This window comes from Leptospira meyeri, assembly GCF_004368965.1.
Taxonomy (GTDB): Bacteria; Spirochaetota; Leptospiria; order Leptospirales; family Leptospiraceae; genus Leptospira_A; species Leptospira_A meyeri.
Genome location: NZ_SORO01000001.1, coordinates 2,512,571 through 2,531,871, shown reverse-complemented (window position 1 = coordinate 2,531,871; position 19,301 = coordinate 2,512,571). Strand labels below are relative to the sequence as shown.

Genomic DNA, 19,301 nt, shown 5'->3' with positions numbered 1-19,301 from the left:
ATCATTCTCCGACTTTATTAGAATAGACGAACGAAACAGAATCATTCGGGCCAAGCTCTCGAAAAAAACAAGAATAATATCCTGTATGACATGCAGCACCAATTTGGCTAGTTACGTACTGTACAAAAAAAGGGTTAGAATGTACATAAATTGAGAAAAGGTTCTGAAGATGTCCCGACTCTTCCCCTTTCACCCACTTTCCTTTTCTAGAGCGACTATAATAAGTTCCAAGTCCTGTTGTTACGGCAGACAAAAGGCTTTCTTTTTTTCCCCAAGCCAACATCAAATCCTTACCTGATTTGTCTTGTGCAAGAAATGGAGATATAGCAGGAATCGTATTTTGAAACGTAGCCCACTCTTCTTCCGTTAATTTTAAACTTCCCGATTCCCATAATAGACGTTTGCTGAAATTTTGAAGACTAGAATCAATCTCTAATAATGCATCTTCATCACAATCGATAAACAATTGTTTACTATCAAAATCAAAATGATTCACAAAATCTTGTGCAAGATCGGAGTTCATCACTTGTAAACTCACCTCATTGGAATCAAAGGAAGGTTTCGATATGATGGTAATCTCTTTTTCTTTTGGAAGTTGGATCATCAATTTGCCTCCACAGATAAAATTTCCGTCGTTTTTGTTTTTCCACGAAGAGATAATGCACCCATCGATTTGATTTTTAAATTTTGTCGAAATTCTAAAGAAACTTGATCATACAATTCTTTCGAGATTAGAAAGTTTCGTTTTAACTCTTTTCCTAGGGATTCCAATCGGCTGGCAGCATTAACCGTATCCCCAATGACAGTGTATTCTAGGCGTTTCTCCACACCTACATTTCCAACAATGACTGGACCATAATGAATCCCAATACGAATGGCTATCGGCTTTTCTCCTTTTGATTCTCTTTTTTGATTCCAAAGGGAAAGAGCATGTAACATAGTTACACCGGCTCGGACAGCATGAGTGGCATCGTCCTTCCCTGGAAGAGGAGTTCCAAAAGTCACCATCATGCCATCTCCGATAAATTTATCGAGAGTACCATTATGTTCAAAAACGATATCTAACATAAAACTATGGTATTCAGACAGGAGTGACATGGTTTTTTCAGGTCCCAGGGATTCTGAGATTTGAGTGAAATTGGCAATATCACAAAATAAAACAGCAACCGTTGACTCCTTTCCGCCTGGCTTAAAGAATTCATCACCTGCCTCTCCCATTTCGTTGACAACATTTGGAGAGAAATAACGAGAAAGCTGGGACATCTTGATTTCGTTTGTAACTGCTGCCAACACTGTTCGCCTAACACGGTAGGTAAGATATGCCAAAAAAAATCCAAGGACTCCGATGATTCCCATAGACATGATATAATTATTTACATGAGCCGCTGGACCAAGAAAGGCTTCTTTGAAACTTTCAGTACTAACAAATCGCGGATCTTGTTGCGCATAGATCAAAATACCAGCTTGGCTAACCACAACACCCAAAGCATAAATCATTGGATATATGGGTTGGATGCTAAATGCGTTCATGACTAATGTTGCTGCAATAATAAAGTGTAAATAAGTTTTGATTAAGTAAGTTCTTGGGACTTGCGACTCACCGCCAACCGCATTGTACCAAATAAATGGAAGAATGGTGATGATGAATAAATCTATTAAAACACAAAATAATCCAACAAAGGAAACAAACTTTCCCTTTTTCAAAAACTTAGACAAAATATATAAAACTAAATTTAAACCTAACGAAATAGAGGCTATCGTTAGTAATTCAAATAAAGTTTGAGCAACAAAGAAAGTAGCTATTGTCAAAAGGGAAAAGATTAAGATTTTTCCGTAGAGACTAAACTTAATCCCTTCAATCTCCTTTTCCCTTAAGATTTGTTCTGACTTTGTTGCCATAAACCTATTTTAAAAGATCTCCTGGATTTGCGTCACGATCAGGCACAAATAAAGATAAAGTTTTTTCTTTTCCTGATGCCAGTAACATTGCTTCCGATAATCCAAATTTCATTTGTCTTGGCTTTAGATTAGCGACCACAACGACTTTTTTCCCAACTAATTCCTCTGCCGTATAACTTGCTTTGATGCCAGCAAAAACATTTTTGATTCCTTTTTCTCCAAGGTTAACTTTAACAAACAAAAGTTTGTCGGCGCCTTCGACAGGGTTTGCTTCCATAATTTGCCCAACCCGAAGTTCCACCTTTGAAAGTTCTTCTATGGTGATGAACCCTTCTGCTGAAACCGTAGAAACACTCGCCTCCGGAGTTGTGGATTTAGTTGGTTCCGATTTAGATTTCTCTGGATTTGCTTTTTGAAATGCTTCTTTGGTTTCCTCTATCATAAGTGAAATATTTTTTTCCTCTACACGTTTTGATAACATTTGGTATGGCCCAAGAACTTGGTTCTCAAGTGTTTCTTTCAAATTTAAAAAACTTAAACTCTCTACTTGGAAAAGCTGGGCAACCGAATTAACAATTTTGGGAGTAACCGGCCCCAAATAAGTAAATAGAATCTTTGCACAATTGAGCGAAGTTGTCACAACCTCTCTTGCTTTTTCTATGTCTGTTTTAATTAAGTTCCAAGGAGCATAATCATTTACGTATTTGTTAACTTTATCACCAAGACCAGTAATTTCTCTCATCACCTTAGAATAGTTACGCGATTCATAAGCTTCTCGAATTTCTGATTCTTTGGATAGAAGTTCCGAAACCAGTGAATTTCCCTCTATAGAAAGACTTCCTAACTTGCGGTCCATTTTATCTAAGATGGAGGTAGACACCCGGGATACTAAGTTCACAAGATTTCCAATGAGATCGGAATTAACTCGTGAGACAAAATCATCAAATGAAATATCCACATCTTCCATTCCCGAACCCAAACGGCAGGCCAAATAAAATCTAAAGTGTTCGACATCTAAATATTTTGCGAATGTAGAAGCGTTGATAAATGTCCCTCTGGATTTGGACATCTTCTCACCGTTGACAGTTAAAAATCCATGAACATTGAGTTGAGAGGGAGTTTGGTAATCGGCTCCCATTAACATTGCTGGCCAAAAGAGTCCATGAAAGTATAAAATGTCTTTCCCGATAAAATGAACAATTTCACCTTTACCTTCTTTCCAAATTTCGTTGAACTTCTTTTCATCCTTTAGAAAGTTCATGGCTGAAGCCATATATCCGATTGGTGCATCTAACCAAACATAAAAGTATTTATTCTCTTCTTCAGGAATTGCAAAACCAAAGTAAGGGCCGTCACGACTGATATCCCATTCTTGCAATCCAGAGGTAAACCATTCCTTTAATTTTTTCTGTGCTCCTTCGTTCAATCGACTTTCGCCTTCGATCCAGGTTTGCAGTTGGGTTTGAAAGTCTTGGAGTTTAAAAAATAAATGTTTGGATTCTTTGAGAACTGGCTTTGTTCCACAGATAGAACAATAGGAATCTTTTAAATCCTTGGGAGAATAACTCGTTCCGCATACTTCGCAAGAATCGCCATATTGGTCTTTTGCTCCACACTTAGGACAAGTTCCTTTGATGAACCTGTCAGGAAGAAACATTTTGTCGTGTTCGCAATATGATTGTTCAATGTTTCTCGCAACTATATGACCCTTTTTCTTTAAGGTGAGGTAAATGGATTCAGAAAATTTTTTGTTTTCATCCGAATTTGTCGTATAATAGTTGTCATACGAAACTCCAAAAGAAGTTAGATCTTTGTAATGCTCTTTCTGCACTTCTTCGATCATGGTCTCAGGAGTTTTGCCTGCTTTTTTGGCGGCAATCATGATGGGAGTCCCGTGCGTGTCATCCGCACAAAAGAAATAACAATTGTTCCCAACTAACTTTTGGAAACGTACCCAGATATCTGTTTGGACTGCTTCTAATACATGTCCCAAATGGATGGAACCGTTGGCGTAGGGAAGCGCGCTTGTAACGAGAATATTTTTCGACATAGATTAATTCCAGTTTCCTGATTCGAAGTTCCAATTCAGCCCATTTTTGGGAAAAATCAAGAAAAGAGTAAAAAAATGAAGTTGAACGGAGAATCCGAAGCAATAAAATTCCTGATTGTTATGGCAAAGAAAATCGTTCAAAATTTGAAACAAGTCAAAGGGAACAAAAAGAAACATCCGGATTCCATCCAATCGACTCTAGACATCGAAAGTGACCTTCATATTGAATATGCCAAAGTCCTTCTTAGTTTATGGTCCTATGCCTGTCATGCCGATGGGCAATTCAAAAAAAAAGAAGGCGAAATCGTGGGGGAACTTGTGAACGTACTATTTGAACCCGATTGCCTCTTAAGTGGGTTCCAAACCCAAAAAAAACAAGTTTTGGACATCCTATCAAAAACCTTTGAAAATCCACTGCCTATGAAAACCATAACCAAAGTCGTTTCAGACAATGATGAGTATGCTTTGAATTTTTTTGAGGATGCAGTCTGTATTGTTGCTTCCGACGGTTCTCTCAACAAAGATGAAATTCGTTTTTTGGAAGATTTAGCCTCTGAACTAAAGATTAGTCATATGGATAAAGTGAGAGTCGAAAAAAAATATCTAAGCTAATACAATTCTTAGTGCAGACTAAGGAATCGAATCGATATTCCTATCAATACAAATTGATCTTTCACAAACGAGTACCAAGGTATTTTAAAATCATTAAAGCCTTGGTTTAGAATAACAAATCCAGTGCCGGTCTGTGATCGGTTCTAAATTTAATCTTCCATCTAGTCTGACAATCTCCAACATTTCTTTTACTTCTTCGATTCGATAAGCAGCAAGCAAACTATTGTAAAAGTCTGTTTTTAAGACATCAGGTTCATTATTCGCATAACGCTCTATTAGTTGATATGCAGCGTTTAATGAATCTGGTCGCATCAAATCAGATATAAAAATAAAACTATCTGAATGAATGGATCTTTGTACTGCTCCCCAAAATTCAAATGGATCATGTAAATGGTGTAATAAGGAATTAGAAAATACTAAATCATAAGGCGATTCAGGAACAAATTCCTGAATGAGTTCTTTTTTAAATTCCATTTTTTTGTTTCTTTTTTTTGGAACCAGTGACTCCATACGCTTCTTACAATGATCTAACATGAACTCAGAACCATCCAGAAATGTAAAATTCGAATTCGGAAATTGTGAATATAGTCGAGATGACATATCACCTGGGCCACATCCTAAATCCAAAATGGATTCCGGATTAAACCTGGAAGGAAGTCTATCTTGAAATTTACGAATCAAAAAGGAATGGGCTGTTTCGAAGTCAGCTTGTGCATAGGATGCTACTTGTGTAGCATCTTCCATAAGTTCTGGCTCTGGAATTCGAACCATGTGGTGAAAGGAAAAGTTTACAGATCGTTTCATTCTCTATTAAGGATAAAAATTTCATGAGACAAATTATTCTATCCATTCTTTTCTTTGTGTTTCTCACAAATTGTATGCTGACAGAAACAATTGGAATCCCCACCTATGGTGCAGTGAAAGGTTCCGAGGCAAAAAAACGGATTTCTGAAGCAATTTTTGAGGCCGAATCTACTGCCTCTTCCTTTTGGTTGGCACAATCTGGAATGAAAGGAGGACAGGGTCCAATCTCCCCTCTTCTTCTGATCAATGGTTTTCTCGCAAAAATCCTATATTCATACCTAACGAAGATCGAAGATGAAGAATACTTTATGGAATCATCTGTTTTGCAGTGTGAATCAGATATTCGGACAAAAGGTGCATTGGCTCTGGGTGTTATTTACGATGGTTTAACAACTGTTGGGGGAGCATCTCGTGATGCACTTTTACTACCGGAATTTGCATCCTGCGACCTGGATCGCACAGGAAAAATTATCACCTTAGAACCGATTCGCTTTTAAATGAGGGTCATTATGAAATCAATTCAATCTATCATATTCATATCACTTATTTCTTCTTTTATTATGAACTGCCAAAAGCCTGTTGCAACCGATAAGGATACACAATCTTTACTTGTCGCAGGGATATTTGGCTCCTGCTTCAGTCTCGACACTTGTTTTGATCAATATGCAAAAACTACCGATGAAGGAGCCAGTTTCCAAGTTTTTGATGGGTCAGGTAACAGAATTTATGCGAGACAATCCATTTTGGATTATAATACCTACCGACCGATCGCTTCGGGATCCAAATGGGTGACTGCCATCACCGCTATGCGAGCCATTGATTGTAATTCCAATAGTGGAACATATGCAAACTGTGGGACAGTTACTACGGGAACCTGTGCCACAGGTGGTAGCTTATCTTTGAGTAGAACCACTGGAGATATTCTCGGATGGACTGGAACCAAGGGAACCATTACCCTCCGTCAATTATTGTCCTTTACCTCAGGTTTGAACGCCGGAGGAGGAAATGGTTCAGGTCAGGCCACCTGTATCTCCACATTACCAGTCGGTGCATCTGGTGCACAAAAAGATACTTGTGTAAATGATATTAGAGATCAGTCCACCGGAACACCAGGAGCATTATTCCAGTACAATTCCAATCATATGGCCGTCGCACAACGTATGTTAGAGGTATCCTGTGGAAAAACCTGGAATACCATTTTCACCCAGCTCATTGTCACTCCTTTGGGTTGGGATGCAAACCAAGCTGTTTGGAAAGGAAACTACCGAACTGCAGAAGATACAGATGGAAGTTTGTCTGGCGCCTTTGGTCTCTCTATATCTCCAGAACATTATGCAAGAATGATTAACGCACTCCTTATGAATGGAACTGCTAAAAATGCAGCAGGAGGAAATATCGCCAATTTTCTATCCACAACTTCAGTGACAGAAATTTTAGCAGACCAATACCAAGGGGCGAAGATTGGTTACTCCCAATTTTCAGCTTTCGGGTATCGTTGGCAATACGGCCTCGGAAACTGGAGATTTTGCACCACTACGGATATACCCGCAGAATGTGATCGTGACCTCATTTCGCACAGCATTGGTATCAATGGATATTATCCATGGATTGATAAAAACCGAAATTATATGGCAATCCTCGCTGTAAATAATGTGGGAAGAAAAAATGGATTGAGTTTGTTACCAGCATCTTCAACCTCATTATTCTTTGCAGAAACGGTGAGACCACTCATCCATCTACAAATAGGTAAGTAACCATGACAAAAAAACAAATCCTAACTATGACATTGATAGGAATTTCCTTTCTATCAAATGTTTCTTCCCTCCTTGCCCAATCATCTGAATGGTCGGAGTCCAAACGGAAAAAAGGAATCCAAGTATTGACTCGTCCTTTTGTGGGTTCCAACCTAGATGAATTTTTAGGCAGAACTGAAATTGAAGCCTCTATTTCTCAAGTCATTGCTTTATTAACCGACCCGGCTTCTTGTAAAAATCTTTATCACCAGTGTAAAGAACTCACCGTGCTTTCGGGTACCGAAAAAAAATCAGTAGTTTATCTCCGTAACGGTGCACCTTGGCCAGTCAATGATCGTGATTTGATTATGGACAGAAGTTTTGAACAAAATGAAAAAACTTTAGCAACTGTGATGAAAATCAAACGTCTCGATTCCAATGCACGGCCAACTCCTTCTGGAGTTACTCGTATGGAAAACTTTGAGGGTGTTTGGCGTATCATTCCACAAACAAATGGAAAACTAAAAATCGAATACCAAGCTCACTTTGAACCTGGTGGATCAGTTCCCCAATCAGTCATCAACCTAGTTTTAACTGACACTCCTTACGAATCACTTTTAAATTTAAAAACATTAGTAGAAGAAGGAAAACATAAAGATACAAAATTCGATTGGATCAAAGAACCCACAAAAAATTAACTAAAATCGTTGGTTTAAATAATTAACGAAGATCACCAAATTTTGACATCACTCAGGGCTTTATTTAAATTCCCTGTGATGTCAAAATGAAGTTCTAAATCCATAACTGACAAAATTGGAACCGCAATTGGGATCAGGTGGACAATATAAACCAAATACCCCCGACCTATGATGCACTCTGATAAATAATTCTGTTTTTCGTTCAAACGGTAAATAGGAACTAAATTCTACCATCATATAATTCAGTAATGCTCTAGATTCAATGGCATCTTTTTGCAATCCATCCAAAGAGTAGCCCTTTGCTTTATTTTCCAATTTTGGATTTTCTGAAGCAAGGGACAATCCTTCACCTAATGATAAACTAAAAGGAGATCCATACATTCGATCGATTTTGACAATGTAAAATCCGTTTACTTCCCAATGGTGCATTTCTCCAAAATGTTTGGTGACATTCCCTTCCCATAAAAAATCAAACCAACGAATTCGGTAATCGAAAGGTCTAGAAATTCCTAAACTGCTTATATAAGATTCTTTGTAATCGGTTTTTTGGCGAAATACAATGGGGATGAGGTCGGTTGTAGTAAAGATTCCTCCATATAGAACCAAACTCCAATTTTCTTTTGGTATGGAAACGGAATGTAGATCCCGTAAAGGGAATAGCGCAGAAATAAAAATGCAAGATAGAAGTAAAGGGAGTTTATAAAAAAACATTCGAATGAATTTATTTTTTTGAATTTGAATCAAATGAAAAATTACCTTAGTTACGGTTGGAACCAATCCCCGTTTCTTTTTTCCCATTCCTTCAATTGCGAATGGATATTGTCATAATTCTGAAGAAACAACCTTCTTAAAAAAGTTTCATATTCTTTGCAGTTTTCTGTTTGAGATTGTTCCAGTGATTCTCTTAGTTTACTTGGTGTTTCTTGTATGCAATATTTTTGTAATTTCGATGGGTAACGGTTCGAATTAAAAGCAGGTGCAAGGATACTCGAACCAGTACCAATATAAAATGGCATCGGAGCCCAAATCGTTTCATGAGTGGATAAAAAGGAAATTCTGTGCAAATTAGTTTCTTCAGATGTCCAAACAAGTTCAGCTTCTGTTTCCATTGTTCCATAATACAACATTGTTAATGCAAGTAAACTCAGCCCAACACTGTAAAATGGTCTCTGGCTTTCTTTTCGGATAACGACCGTAAGATTATCAATATTAGATAATTCAAATCCACGCTCCCACCTTGGAAGTTCATTTGGATTCACAGGTTTTTCTTGTTTTGGTTTTGGTGCCAATTTTGGATCGGGCTCCGCCATTGGAACTCTTGTCAAATCTGCTATGTTTACATTTTCGTTTAACAAAATGGGAGGTGGTACAGGGAAAATTTCATTAAAAACTTTTGCAAGAATAGGATCTGTTGTAGTCCAACGAATCGAGATCATTTTTCCTTTAGAAAGTTTTGCCTCTGAACTCAACTCAGGCATTGGAGTTTTGCAAGAGAAAGAAAAAGCCAAAAAGATCCACAGAATGGTGAGGAAAAAAAATATTCGAATTATTTTCACTGAATCTTGAAACTCCTTATTTAGTAAAATATCGAAAATTTATCGTAAAACACAAGTCATCTGCTAAAAATAAGTGACAGAAAAACTAAATTAGTTTCTAATGTTTGCTTGGTTTTGCACATGAAATTTATTAAATATTATATTCTTGCATTTCTTATATTATCAAATTGCAAAAGCGAAATTGCAAATTTAACAGGTAAATGTGAAAAAGAAAAGAAAAAATCCAAACAATGTTTACTTTCCACTGTTCTAACTTGCGAAAATAGTCCTGAAGCAGAACGTTATCGAAAATTAGGAATTAATATCTGTACTAATGTAGATGGATACTTTTTTTTTGATTCATACATTTTGTGACAAACCTGTGGAATGCTAAACGGCGACAAATTCGAATCATTGAAATTGTTCAGCTTCTGCTACCATTGATTCACAAAAGATTCTAAGTTTCACTCAATAGTCTTTTGCATTTGGCGGATACATTAACCAATCAGACAGAGAAACATTACGAACATAAAAAAAGCCCGATTTCTCGGGCTTTTCCTTTTTTTGCCGAGTTGGATTACCCATTCGGCAAAAAGTTTGGCTTAGTTTCTTAATTAAGAAGCAAGAGCTTGGTCGAGTAGATCCTTCGCAACTACACGAAGAGCCATTACTTCTTCCGCACCTTCAAAGATAGAGAATACACGAGCATCCACAAAATAACGTGATACTGGGTATTCTTCTGCATAACCCATACCACCGTGAATTTGCATTGCTTCTCTTGTCACCCACTCAGCAATTTTAGATGCATACAATTTTACAAGTGTTGCTTCCATTTGGCCTTTGTGGTTATCGAGTAGAGTTGCTACATAGTTTGTGTATTGGCGAGTTGCTTGCACAATCATTGCCATCTTCGCAATTTTGAACTTAGTTAAAGTATAATCGTAAATTGGTTTTGCGAATACTTTACGTTCTTGCGAGTAACGAAGAGCAGCTTCGAGAGCGGCTTGCATCACACCGTTGGCACGAGCTGCTGTTTGGATACGTCCACCAGCAAATCCTTCCATTTGGAAATAGAATCCTTTTCCGCGTCCTGCATCTCCACCAAGTAGGTTTTCTTTCGGAACAAAATAATCTTCGAAAGATACTTCGTAAGAATGCATTCCTCGGTAACCAATGGTTCCGATTGCTTTTCCTTGTATGGTTCCGCCACCGTCTTGTTTGTAACTGAATTCATGGCCATCAAAGGATGGTTTTTCCGCAAGTAGGATGGAAAGACCTCTATGTTTGAGACTTGGATCGGACTCTGTACGACAAAGGATGAGAAGAAGATTCGCATAACCTGCGAATGTGCACCAAGTTTTTACACCGTTGATGACAAATCCACCATCTACTTCTTTTGCTGTTACGGAAACTCCAGCAACATCCGAACCGTAGTTAGGTTCTGTTACCATAATTCCTGCAAATTTTTCACCAGATGCAAGGAGTGGTAACCATTTGTTTTTTTGTTCTTCGGTTCCCCCTTTGAGGAGGGCCTTCGACATAATTTCAGGTCTTGTGATAAGTGATCCTGCAGCACCGAGTGATCCACGGGAAAGTTCTTCCGTTACCACTAACATGGAAATGTTATCTGGACGATCATCTGGTTGGATTCCACCAAATTGTTCTGGAATACAAAGTCCAAAACAGCCCATGTCTTTTAAACCATTGATGATTTCTTGTGGGATGAGGTCATCATGTCTGTGGACATGTTCTGCATGTGGAACTACTACGTTTTCAGCAAAATCTTTAAAGATTCCACGGAAGTTTTCATGGTCTTCGGAAAGGCCGTAAGCGCCGAAATGCCCTAGATCAACGATCTTATCTACGATGGCTTCGTAGTTTTCCATTTTTGATGCTGCTTCTACATAAGCGTTGATCTCTTCAGAAAAAAGTTTGGAAAATAGTTCTTGGTAAGTCAGTTCATACTCGGCAGGGCGAGCTGCGAGTTCAGAACGAATATTGGATACAGTTTCAGCCACAAAAGTAAGAGCCATCTTCTGTTCCATTTCGCCAGTTCCCTTGGAAGCATCCCAAGCATAAACGATAAAGTTCTCAGCAACACGTTGTTGAGCTGTCATCCAAGCCAATTGGTAAAACACATGTTGCGTTTTGTCCATTTTGCTTACGGATACTTTGCCGTTATCGGAATTTTTCTGAGCGAGTCGTTTGGTTACATCATTGAGGAGGGCGGCTTGAGCACTAAGAGCCTTCTCCGCCTGGGATTTTTCGAGTTTCACTGCCGTTGCGGTCATGTGTTTAACGTTCCTGCGGTGGTTTTCTTCCACTATACGGAAGGAAAGTACCTTGTCATTTTCATTTTTAGACTAGGTTTTGGGTCGGGGCGGGCCAAACTGGGCAAAAGTTGGGGCTAAGGAAAGAAATTATTGAAAATCATCGGCATTGACCCTGGATCCCACCGCGTGGGGTATGCGATTCTTTCCTTTCCTGAAGGATTACGCCGCAACCCCGAACTTTTAACTTACGGAACCATTGAAGTGGCTCCAAAGACTCCTTCTCCCGACAATTTGATCCAGATCCGAAAGGAACTGATGGGCATTCTCACTGAATTCCAACCGGAAGCTGCTGCTGTAGAAGAACTGTTCTTTGTTCAGAACACAACCACCGGTATGAAGGTTTCGGAATCTCGCGGAGTCATTTTACTTTCGCTCGGTGAAAAACAAATTCCTGTTGTCTCCCTCACCGCGACTCAAATCAAAAAAGGAATCTCTGCCAAAGGGAACGCCACCAAAAAAGAAGTTCGGGCAGCGATCCAAATGATTTTGGGATTTAAAGATCTAAAAGGCCATGATGACTCCTGGGACGCCATCGCTTGTGCCTTTGTAGGCCGCTCTTTAGTTTGATGCACTCCTTGCCATGTTCATAGACAAAAAGATTTCATTCTTTTGTTCCCGACTCGCATTGGCAGAGACTGTAGAAAAACCTGTGGTGATTTCTAATTCTCCATTTTTTAGCCCGGCTATGACACCATCAGCATATTCATCTAAATTGAGTCCCGCCGTATGCGTGTTAGGAATTCCTAAATCAGTATCTACCATCGGTGGAGAAACTTCAATTACCTCAATCGGTTGGTTACGAAATTGGAATCGTAATGTCAAAGTGAAAGAATGTAGAGCTGCTTTGGTTGCACTATACACAGGTGCATAAGCCAAAGGGATATGTGACAATCCAGAAGTTGTATTCAAAATTGCTGCATTTTTCTTCGCAAACAGATGTTTAGCGAATAACATAGAAAGATGGATCGGAGCAGCCAAATTTACGTCGATCTCCTTTTCTAAATCAGACCAAGGTTCCACTTCGTCAAGTTTGGGATACCTTTGTATACCTGCGTTGTTGAATAATACATTCAGTTCTGGAAAATCTTTTGTGGTTTTTTCAAACAACTTTTCTCTTTCTTCAGGTCGAGAGATATCAAATAGATAAGTCCCCCAACTAGGATAAGATTTAGAAATTTCTTCCATCTTTTTTACATTCGTTCCGCAAACCAAAATTTGATTTCCGAGATTGGATAGTCGTTTTGCTAGTGCAAGACCAATTCCACTTGTTCCCCCGGTGATGAGGATTGTATTTCCATTCAATATCATAAATTTTTACCTTTCCTTTACTTACATTTACGTTATTTTGTAAGTTACAAAAAGTCAAGTCCGTAAGTTTCAAAACTAACATTTTTTCCATTTTGTAATTCGAGATTGACCCCCCTGCTCCGAATTCAATCCTTTCCTTATGCCAAGAACTGGTCTTACCGCTACGGAAATCCAAGACAAAGCAGTAGAAATCGCCATTGACCAGATGCGAGCCAAGGGTTTTGAAAAGGTTCGGTTGGTGGACGTGGCTAAAGAAATGGGAATTAGCCATGCGGCCCTCTATTCTCACTTTCAAGACAAAACAGCCCTTCTCGATGCAGTTTCCGAACGTTGGCTTGTAAAGTTGGATGAGAAACAAGATTTGCTCGTAAAAGAAAAACGAGACCCCATCCAAAAAATTCTCATCTGGTTTCAAAACCTCCACCGGATGAAATTGGAAAAAGTAAAACTAGATCCAGAATTGTATAAAGCATTCGATATGGCCGCAGAAGAGTCCAAACCCTTCATCCAAACTCATTTATCCAATATGCACAGCCAAATGTCGAGTTTGGTTACTGAGGCTATGAGCCAAAAGAAAATCAAAAAACGCGATGTGAACCAAATCACAGAAATTTTGATCTCAGCGGGAACTGCTTTCACACACCCGAAACTTGTGGCCCAACATTCGGATGAGAATAGAGAACCGTTGTTAGTGGATACGATAGAAGCTGTGTTGAAAGGATTGGCTTAAGATGGTGATTAACTTAAAAACGTAACTTTCTAGTTTTCACTAAACAAGGTATTTTTAATTTTTCCAAACTTTGGATTGTATAACAAAAGAGTTCTTCTTGATTCGTACATACACTGGAAGTAAATGATTTTGATTTGTTTTTACTCTTTTTCTCCAGCCAAAAACCTTGCTGTGTTTACATTTCGTATCGTCATCGCCTTGTACAATTTATGACTGATGAGTTTTGCCAGTTGGCTTTTATTCAAATTTTCTCTTTTGATGTTCCAAATGAGAGCACCTTTTTGATAACGAATCTCTAAAAATTCTTTTTTGAGGGGAAGTTCCTCAATGATTTTTTTGGAATCGGCTTCTGGAAACAAATAGGCAACATCCGTTCTTTGAGTGGCGTCATTTTGCCATTCTGTTGGGATCGCATTTGCAATTTTTTTCATTTCTTTTTCTGTCTTTACAATGGTGGGAATTTCAAATTTGAAAACTTTTTCAAAACTCTTTTCTATTTTGAATCGAACTGTTTTTGTGTCATCTTCTGATTCAAAAATGATATTTCCTGAGTTGATATAAGTAGAAACTTCAGTGTATCCTAAGGATTCCATAAGGCTTCGTAGTTTTTTCATTTCTACCTTTCTATTGCCTCCTACATTGATTCCTCTAAGTAATGCGATGTATTTCATGTTGTTGTAATTGTAAATTTAAGGGACTGCTGACTAATTTAGTGTAATTTTTGTTGATTCTTCATCATTTCCAAAATTACCTTCATTCGTTTTTCTCTTGTTTCAGGAGTCTTCGCTGTTTGTAATCGCCAGGAAATTGCATACAAATTTGTTTTATTCAGTGTTTTAAAGAATTCATGTGCTTTCTGGTCTTTTACTAATTTTGCTAAAAAATCAGAAGGTATTTCCATCTGGCTGGGAGACTCATAAGCCTTGTCCCATCTCCCGTCTTTTTGTGCGGCTTTAATTTCTAAAAGTCCACTTGGTTGCATTCGCTTCTCTTTAATTAGCAAAGTGACTTTCTCCCTATTTCGTTTTGACCAAATACTTTTTGACCTACGCGGAGTAAATTTTTGAAGCCAAGATTTTTCGTCATACTTTTTTTTCTGGCTATCGATCCAGCCAAAACAAAGAGCTTCATCTAATGCTTCTTCATAGGTGATCGTTTTGATTCCGGTGTCTTTTTTGTAAATTTGAAGCCAAATTCCATGCGGGTATGTTGCAAAATTTAACATAAGCCATTCTTTCCATTTCTTAGAGGAAGAAAAAGATTTAATGGTAATATCATTATTTTCACTCATCTGTCAGTTTTCCTTAAATTTAACCCGCATTGAATGTTCTTTATATTTTAATTCTTCAATTAATTTAAACCTTTTCAATCAAATCATAGATTTAATTATTTTTTATGATTCGGTTGTGTCGAGATTATATCACCTAACAAAGCATATCTGAATAAAAATTAATCAATAAATTCCATTTAACCCAAATACGACAGCCTACCCAAGACCATCGTATCAATATCTATAAAATCTTCCTTTATGGCCTTGGACAAACCAAAAGAAAATCTTCAAACACTTGTGAAATCAAAAGTTTGTTTTTGAAAACAAGTCCTGTACTACCTGCAGAAATTTCAGAGCCCTCGTTGGCATACACTTCAGTAACTTCTTTGTTTTCTGGATTGATTTTAAAAATACGAGTGGGTGAAAGATTAGTTCGGTTCATGACATGGCGAATGAACTTATACGTAGAATCATGGGCAGCAAGCCAAAGCATTCCATTTTCATCTTCTAAAATATTGTCAGGGCCTGCACCAATGGCAATGGATTCCAAATACTTTAAGTTCACCTTTCCGGAACTGCGGTCCACTTGGTAGACTCGAATGGCTTTTTCAGCAAATACTGACCGGTACAACAACTCATCATTTCCTGTTTTTCGAATGTAAATTCCGTTCCCTAACATCACGGGAACATTTAATGCCTGGAATGATTTTCCATCATAATAAGATATATCGGCTCGACCACTACGAATGATCATATCCCAATATTTACGAAAGGCATTGCTTGTTCCATTGTCATTGGAAGAAAAAATTTCTCCAGCTTCGTTCATAAAAATATCATTCGGACTTGTGAGAGTGGGATCGCTCAAAGTTTTTGTGTGAGTCCATTTACCTAATTTAGATCTTTCAAAAATTTCAATGGTATGCGGATTTTCATCAACTAAAGTATGAGAAATGACTGCTAAGGTATCCACACCTTTCACTTTCGCATAACTAATCCCATGTGGACGAAAGTTTTCAGGATAATTGGTTTCAATTTTTTTAGCTTCTAATTTTCCATTCGGATTAGCGAATGAAACTTCAAACAGAGCTCCAATATCCTTTAGTCCGTTGCGGCGTTCATGGGAAGAAACAATGACTGTGGATGTATCTCGGATGAGATCCAAATCTTCTGGCCCCGGAGTTCCAGAAATTCGTTCGCAACCCGCAATTGGTTTTTCTTGGATGGGACCACTGCAGTTTGCAGAGAAAAAAACGAGGGTGGAAAAGGAAAAAAAAGTCCAAAGGGTTTTTACGCGCATCCGACCATTTTAGCTGAAGAATTCAGAATCCTCCAGAAAAATCTTTCTGGACATTATTGTGCACTGCAAAATAATGGAAAGAGAAGGAGTAACATCCGATGAGCAATGTGGAAAACAAGCTGCAAGATATCGTAAATGCTGGGATTGGCGCCGTAAAAACTTCCAAAGAAGTCTGGGAGAAACTGGTCGTTGACTTAAACGAGAAAAAAAGCAAATTTGAAACAAACTTTCAAAAGTTGAAGGAACAAGGCGAAAGCGATACCAGTGACAATGCCCTAAAAGTAAAAATGGGTGTGGCTTGGGGGATCGTTCGTTTTGATGAAATCAAAGACAACGTAGTTAAATATTTAGATAAAGTGAAAGAAGGAAATCAAAACAAACCTTCTTAAGATTTAGTTTTTTTGTATCTCACCATCCTGAATTTTCTTCCGGCAGGTTTTGTTCGCAGGGCCTGCTGGGTTTTTTAAATTTGAACTTCGGAGTGACCGGATTTGAACCGGCGACCCCTTGCCCCCCAGACAAGTGCGCTACCGCTGCGCTACACCCCGTGTTCTGGAATCCAAAAACCTTACGATCAACGCTCGGTCAAGTCTTACTGGCAATTTAGATATTCAAAGGCCTAGATTGTCCGGCGAAATTGCCCAAATAATTTGACCGTGTGCAAATTTCTCCCGAGCTACATTGATCGCAATCGTAGAACCAGGTTGGAAAATTAGATTTTCAGCTGCACTGGAATTTCCCAAAAGTTTTGCAGCGAAATACGTGATGTCTGGATTATGACCAACTAACAAAACCGTGTCGGAATTTGTAAAATTGACTAAACAAGAGATAATATCGGTGCAGCCCTTACCTGCTAATAAATCATCTGAAGGTAACATTTCACAACTATACTTTAACTCTTCAGATAAAATCTCAGCAGTGTGTTTGGTTCTTGTATAAGGGCTATAATACACTTGTTTGACCGCTAAAGATGAGTTTTTTATAAACCTTCCGATTTTATGAATATCACTGACACCTTTGTCTGTTAGATCCCGCTGTGAATCGGAAATGGCTGGACTTGCATTTTCAGCCTCACCGTGACGAACCAAAATGATCTTCATAGTACTTCCTAAGTCCAAGATTGGAACCACGGACTGGCGGAGAAACAAAAAATTAAGGAATTTCTTGCGAAATTGGATGATAGAGCCATTCTAAGAAATATGACAGACAAACCCTACCGCAAAAATGTAGGCATGGTGGTTTTTAATTCTTTAGGCAAAGTAATTGTAGGGGAACGAGTACAATTCCCTGGTTCTTGGCAGTTTCCTCAAGGTGGAATTGATGAAGATGAGGATTATTTAGATGCCGCTAAACGAGAATTATATGAAGAGCTTGGCGTCAAAAAAGCAACTTATGTAACGGAATATCCCGATTGGATCCCCTACGACTTTCCAAATTCTTTGGGTCTCAATTCTCACTTACAAAAATTTCGTGGGCAATTACAAAGATGGATTTTATTTTATTGGGATGGAAGAATAGAGGACTGTGATTTGGTCCACCATGAACAAGAATTTTTAACTGTCAAATTTATGGAAATTGAAGATACGATTGGGTCCGTTGTCGAGTTCAAACGAGCCGTCTATGAGAAGTTTGTTCCTCTTTTTAAATCTGCCATTCAAAATTACATTGCAGAGAATTCAAAACCCAAGTAAGTTCTAGAAAGGAGACTATCTTTGGGAAAATCAGAAGAAGCAAGAGCGCGAATTTTAATACGGGGAATTGTACAAGGGGTAGGATTTCGTTACTACGTACTCCAAAAAGCCCAAGAAATGAGACTCAAAGGTTATACTCAAAACTTACCCAATGGTGAGGTGGAAGCAGTAGTAGAAGGTGACAAACTTTTTATCGAAGATTTGTATAGAGCCATGCAACGAGGCCCTACTAAGGCTAAAGTGAAGGATCATGTCATTGAGTGGAGTGATCCAAAAAATCAATTCAGAACTTTTTTAATTAAAAAATAACATGAAAAAACGAAGACTCGGCAAAACAGGGATGGTGGTTTCCGAAATTTGTATGGGAACCATGACTTTTGGCTCTTCATGTAACGAAGATGAGGCGTTTCGAATTCTGGATCGTGCTTACGATGCCGGAATTGATTTTTATGATACCGCTGAAATTTATCCTGTCCCTCCACAAAAATCTTGGGTGCATCGAACTGAAGAAATTTTCGGAAAGTGGCTCAAAACAAAACCTCGTGATGGTATCATTCTCGCAACAAAAGTTGCCGGACCTGGTCACGGTTGGTTTAGTCCCCCACTCCGCGAAGGAAAAACGGCATTAGACAAATACCATATCCGTCGTGCAATCGAAGGTTCCTTACAACGATTAGGCGTAGAAACCATTGATTTATACCAAACACATTGGCCAGACCATGACGTATCTTATGACGAAACTATGGAAGCTTTAACAGAACTGAAAGAAGAAGGAAAAATTCGATATGCAGGTTGTTCCAACGAAACTTCTTTTGGACTGATGAAAAGCCTTTGGACTTCGGACAAACACAATCTAATTCGGTATGATTCCATTCAAAATAACTTTTCTATTTTGAACCGTCGCTTTGAAGATGAATTAGCACAAGTTTGTCGAAAGGAAGGGGTGTCTTTGTTACCTTATTCTCCGCTCGCTGGTGGAGTCCTTACAGGGAAATATAACGGATCTGTTCCTCCTGAAGGGGCTCGATTTGTTCGTTATATGGCTGAGGGCGAGAGACAAAGGCGAATGTCGAATCGTTTCTTAAATGAAAACACTTTGGCTTCCACTGCAGAACTGTTAAAAATTGCCGAAAAATATGGAATGAGTGCCACTGTCCTTTCTGTTGCTTGGAGTAAACAACATGACTATGTTGCTTCTACCATCATTGGAGCCAATACGGTAGCGCAATTGGATGAGTCTTTAAAAGCAACCGATGTCATTTTATCTGATGAAATTCTATCGGAGATTAATCTTGTTTCTAAGAAGATCCAATACCCGATGGGTTAAGGTAAATAACAGCA

The 19,301-nt window shown here is 38.4% G+C and carries 22 protein-coding genes and 1 tRNA gene; 10 read left to right on the top strand and 13 right to left on the bottom strand.

Annotated elements, in window-relative coordinates:
• Window position 1: 1 nt before the first annotated feature.
• From CLV96_RS11920 to metG, 3 genes are read right to left on the bottom strand one after another with little or no spacing between them, the layout of a single operon-like run.
• Window positions 2-604 (bottom strand): phosphoribosyl-AMP cyclohydrolase, encoded by a 603-nt coding sequence (locus CLV96_RS11920; RefSeq protein ID WP_004787320.1) that lies wholly within the window; start codon window positions 602-604, stop codon window positions 2-4.
• Complete coding sequence (locus CLV96_RS11915; RefSeq protein WP_004786746.1) at window positions 604-1,899, bottom strand: adenylate/guanylate cyclase domain-containing protein; 1,296 nt, start codon at window positions 1,897-1,899, stop codon at window positions 604-606. Before CLV96_RS11915 ends, CLV96_RS11920 begins: the two co-directional genes overlap by 1 nt.
• 4 nt (window positions 1,900-1,903) lie before the next feature.
• Entirely contained in the window at window positions 1,904-3,949 is a 2,046-nt protein-coding gene (metG, locus tag CLV96_RS11910; protein WP_004786131.1) for a methionine--tRNA ligase, read from the bottom strand.
• Window positions 3,950-4,069: 120 nt separating this feature from the next.
• On the opposite strand from metG, the gene CLV96_RS11905 reads away from it, so the two are divergent.
• Window positions 4,070-4,561, top strand: a complete 492-nt coding sequence (locus CLV96_RS11905; RefSeq protein ID WP_420813697.1) for a tellurite resistance TerB family protein — start codon at window positions 4,070-4,072, stop codon at window positions 4,559-4,561.
• A gap of 93 nt (window positions 4,562-4,654) precedes the next feature.
• Here CLV96_RS11905 and CLV96_RS11900 read toward each other — a convergent pair whose 3' ends face one another.
• A complete protein-coding gene (locus tag CLV96_RS11900; protein ID WP_051012778.1) occupies window positions 4,655-5,365 on the bottom strand; it encodes a class I SAM-dependent methyltransferase in 711 nt (236 codons plus the stop codon).
• Between the two features lie 23 nt (window positions 5,366-5,388).
• On the opposite strand from CLV96_RS11900, the gene CLV96_RS11895 reads away from it, so the two are divergent.
• From CLV96_RS11895 to CLV96_RS11885, 3 genes are read left to right on the top strand one after another with little or no spacing between them, the layout of a single operon-like run.
• On the top strand, window positions 5,389-5,862 hold the full coding sequence (locus tag CLV96_RS11895) for a TIGR04452 family lipoprotein (RefSeq protein WP_004786630.1): 474 nt from the start codon (window positions 5,389-5,391) through the stop codon (window positions 5,860-5,862).
• A 12-nt stretch (window positions 5,863-5,874) separates the two neighbouring features.
• Complete coding sequence (locus CLV96_RS11890; RefSeq protein WP_040917328.1) at window positions 5,875-7,119, top strand: serine hydrolase domain-containing protein; 1,245 nt, start codon at window positions 5,875-5,877, stop codon at window positions 7,117-7,119.
• A gap of 2 nt (window positions 7,120-7,121) precedes the next feature.
• Window positions 7,122-7,796 (top strand): START domain-containing protein, encoded by a 675-nt coding sequence (locus CLV96_RS11885; protein WP_004784887.1) that lies wholly within the window; start codon window positions 7,122-7,124, stop codon window positions 7,794-7,796.
• A gap of 81 nt (window positions 7,797-7,877) precedes the next feature.
• On the opposite strand, the gene CLV96_RS11880 is transcribed toward CLV96_RS11885, so the two are convergent.
• From CLV96_RS11880 to CLV96_RS11870, 3 genes are all read right to left on the bottom strand, one after another.
• A complete protein-coding gene (locus CLV96_RS11880) occupies window positions 7,878-8,540 on the bottom strand; it encodes a hypothetical protein (protein WP_004786120.1) in 663 nt (220 codons plus the stop codon).
• Window positions 8,541-8,557: 17 nt separating this feature from the next.
• On the bottom strand, window positions 8,558-9,352 hold the full coding sequence (locus CLV96_RS11875) for a hypothetical protein (protein WP_040917179.1): 795 nt from the start codon (window positions 9,350-9,352) through the stop codon (window positions 8,558-8,560).
• A 593-nt stretch (window positions 9,353-9,945) separates the two neighbouring features.
• Window positions 9,946-11,622, bottom strand: coding sequence for an acyl-CoA dehydrogenase family protein (locus CLV96_RS11870; RefSeq protein ID WP_004785863.1), 1,677 nt, complete (start codon window positions 11,620-11,622; stop codon window positions 9,946-9,948).
• A 132-nt stretch (window positions 11,623-11,754) separates the two neighbouring features.
• Here CLV96_RS11870 and CLV96_RS11865 point away from each other — a divergent pair, with 132 nt between their 5' ends.
• Window positions 11,755-12,231 carry a crossover junction endodeoxyribonuclease RuvC gene (locus CLV96_RS11865; RefSeq protein ID WP_004786210.1) on the top strand — a complete coding sequence of 159 codons (477 nt, stop codon included), beginning with the start codon at window positions 11,755-11,757 and terminating at the stop codon, window positions 12,229-12,231.
• Here CLV96_RS11865 and CLV96_RS11860 read toward each other — a convergent pair.
• A complete protein-coding gene (locus CLV96_RS11860; protein WP_004785517.1) occupies window positions 12,223-12,972 on the bottom strand; it encodes an SDR family oxidoreductase in 750 nt (249 codons plus the stop codon). The genes CLV96_RS11865 and CLV96_RS11860 overlap by 9 nt on opposite strands.
• Window positions 12,973-13,111: 139 nt before the next feature.
• Here CLV96_RS11860 and CLV96_RS11855 point away from each other — a divergent pair, with 139 nt between their 5' ends.
• Window positions 13,112-13,702: a TetR/AcrR family transcriptional regulator gene (locus tag CLV96_RS11855; protein WP_004784694.1), complete on the top strand. Its 591-nt coding sequence runs from the start codon at window positions 13,112-13,114 to the stop codon at window positions 13,700-13,702.
• Window positions 13,703-13,842: 140 nt separating this feature from the next.
• On the opposite strand, the gene CLV96_RS11850 is transcribed toward CLV96_RS11855, so the two are convergent.
• The 3 genes from CLV96_RS11850 to CLV96_RS11840 form a co-directional block, all read right to left on the bottom strand.
• Complete coding sequence (locus tag CLV96_RS11850; protein WP_004786491.1) at window positions 13,843-14,373, bottom strand: DUF1697 domain-containing protein; 531 nt, start codon at window positions 14,371-14,373, stop codon at window positions 13,843-13,845.
• A 38-nt stretch (window positions 14,374-14,411) separates the two neighbouring features.
• The gene (locus tag CLV96_RS11845; protein ID WP_004787419.1) at window positions 14,412-14,993 is read right to left on the bottom strand and encodes a YdeI/OmpD-associated family protein; all 582 of its coding nucleotides are present in this window, start codon (window positions 14,991-14,993) and stop codon (window positions 14,412-14,414) included.
• Window positions 14,994-15,228: 235 nt separating this feature from the next.
• Entirely contained in the window at window positions 15,229-16,269 is a 1,041-nt protein-coding gene (locus CLV96_RS11840) for a hypothetical protein (protein WP_004784203.1), read from the bottom strand.
• 98 nt (window positions 16,270-16,367) lie between these two features.
• On the opposite strand from CLV96_RS11840, the gene CLV96_RS11835 reads away from it, so the two are divergent.
• Window positions 16,368-16,658: an LIMLP_16025 family protein gene (locus tag CLV96_RS11835; RefSeq protein WP_004785337.1), complete on the top strand. Its 291-nt coding sequence runs from the start codon at window positions 16,368-16,370 to the stop codon at window positions 16,656-16,658.
• 87 nt (window positions 16,659-16,745) lie between these two features.
• Here CLV96_RS11835 and CLV96_RS11830 read toward each other — a convergent pair.
• Window positions 16,746-16,817: transfer RNA gene (locus tag CLV96_RS11830), tRNA-Pro, on the bottom strand.
• 63 nt (window positions 16,818-16,880) lie between these two features.
• Entirely contained in the window at window positions 16,881-17,369 is a 489-nt protein-coding gene (gene sixA, locus CLV96_RS11825; protein ID WP_004786761.1) for a phosphohistidine phosphatase SixA, read from the bottom strand.
• 99 nt (window positions 17,370-17,468) lie between these two features.
• Here sixA and CLV96_RS11820 point away from each other — a divergent pair, with 99 nt between their 5' ends.
• From CLV96_RS11820 to CLV96_RS11810, 3 genes are read left to right on the top strand one after another with little or no spacing between them, the layout of a single operon-like run.
• Window positions 17,469-17,960 (top strand): RNA pyrophosphohydrolase, encoded by a 492-nt coding sequence (locus tag CLV96_RS11820; RefSeq protein WP_035983100.1) that lies wholly within the window; start codon window positions 17,469-17,471, stop codon window positions 17,958-17,960.
• A gap of 21 nt (window positions 17,961-17,981) precedes the next feature.
• The gene (locus CLV96_RS11815) at window positions 17,982-18,269 is read left to right on the top strand and encodes an acylphosphatase (protein ID WP_004785122.1); all 288 of its coding nucleotides are present in this window, start codon (window positions 17,982-17,984) and stop codon (window positions 18,267-18,269) included.
• Window position 18,270: 1 nt separating this feature from the next.
• Window positions 18,271-19,287 (top strand): aldo/keto reductase, encoded by a 1,017-nt coding sequence (locus CLV96_RS11810; RefSeq protein WP_004786452.1) that lies wholly within the window; start codon window positions 18,271-18,273, stop codon window positions 19,285-19,287.
• Window positions 19,288-19,301 lie beyond the last annotated feature (14 nt).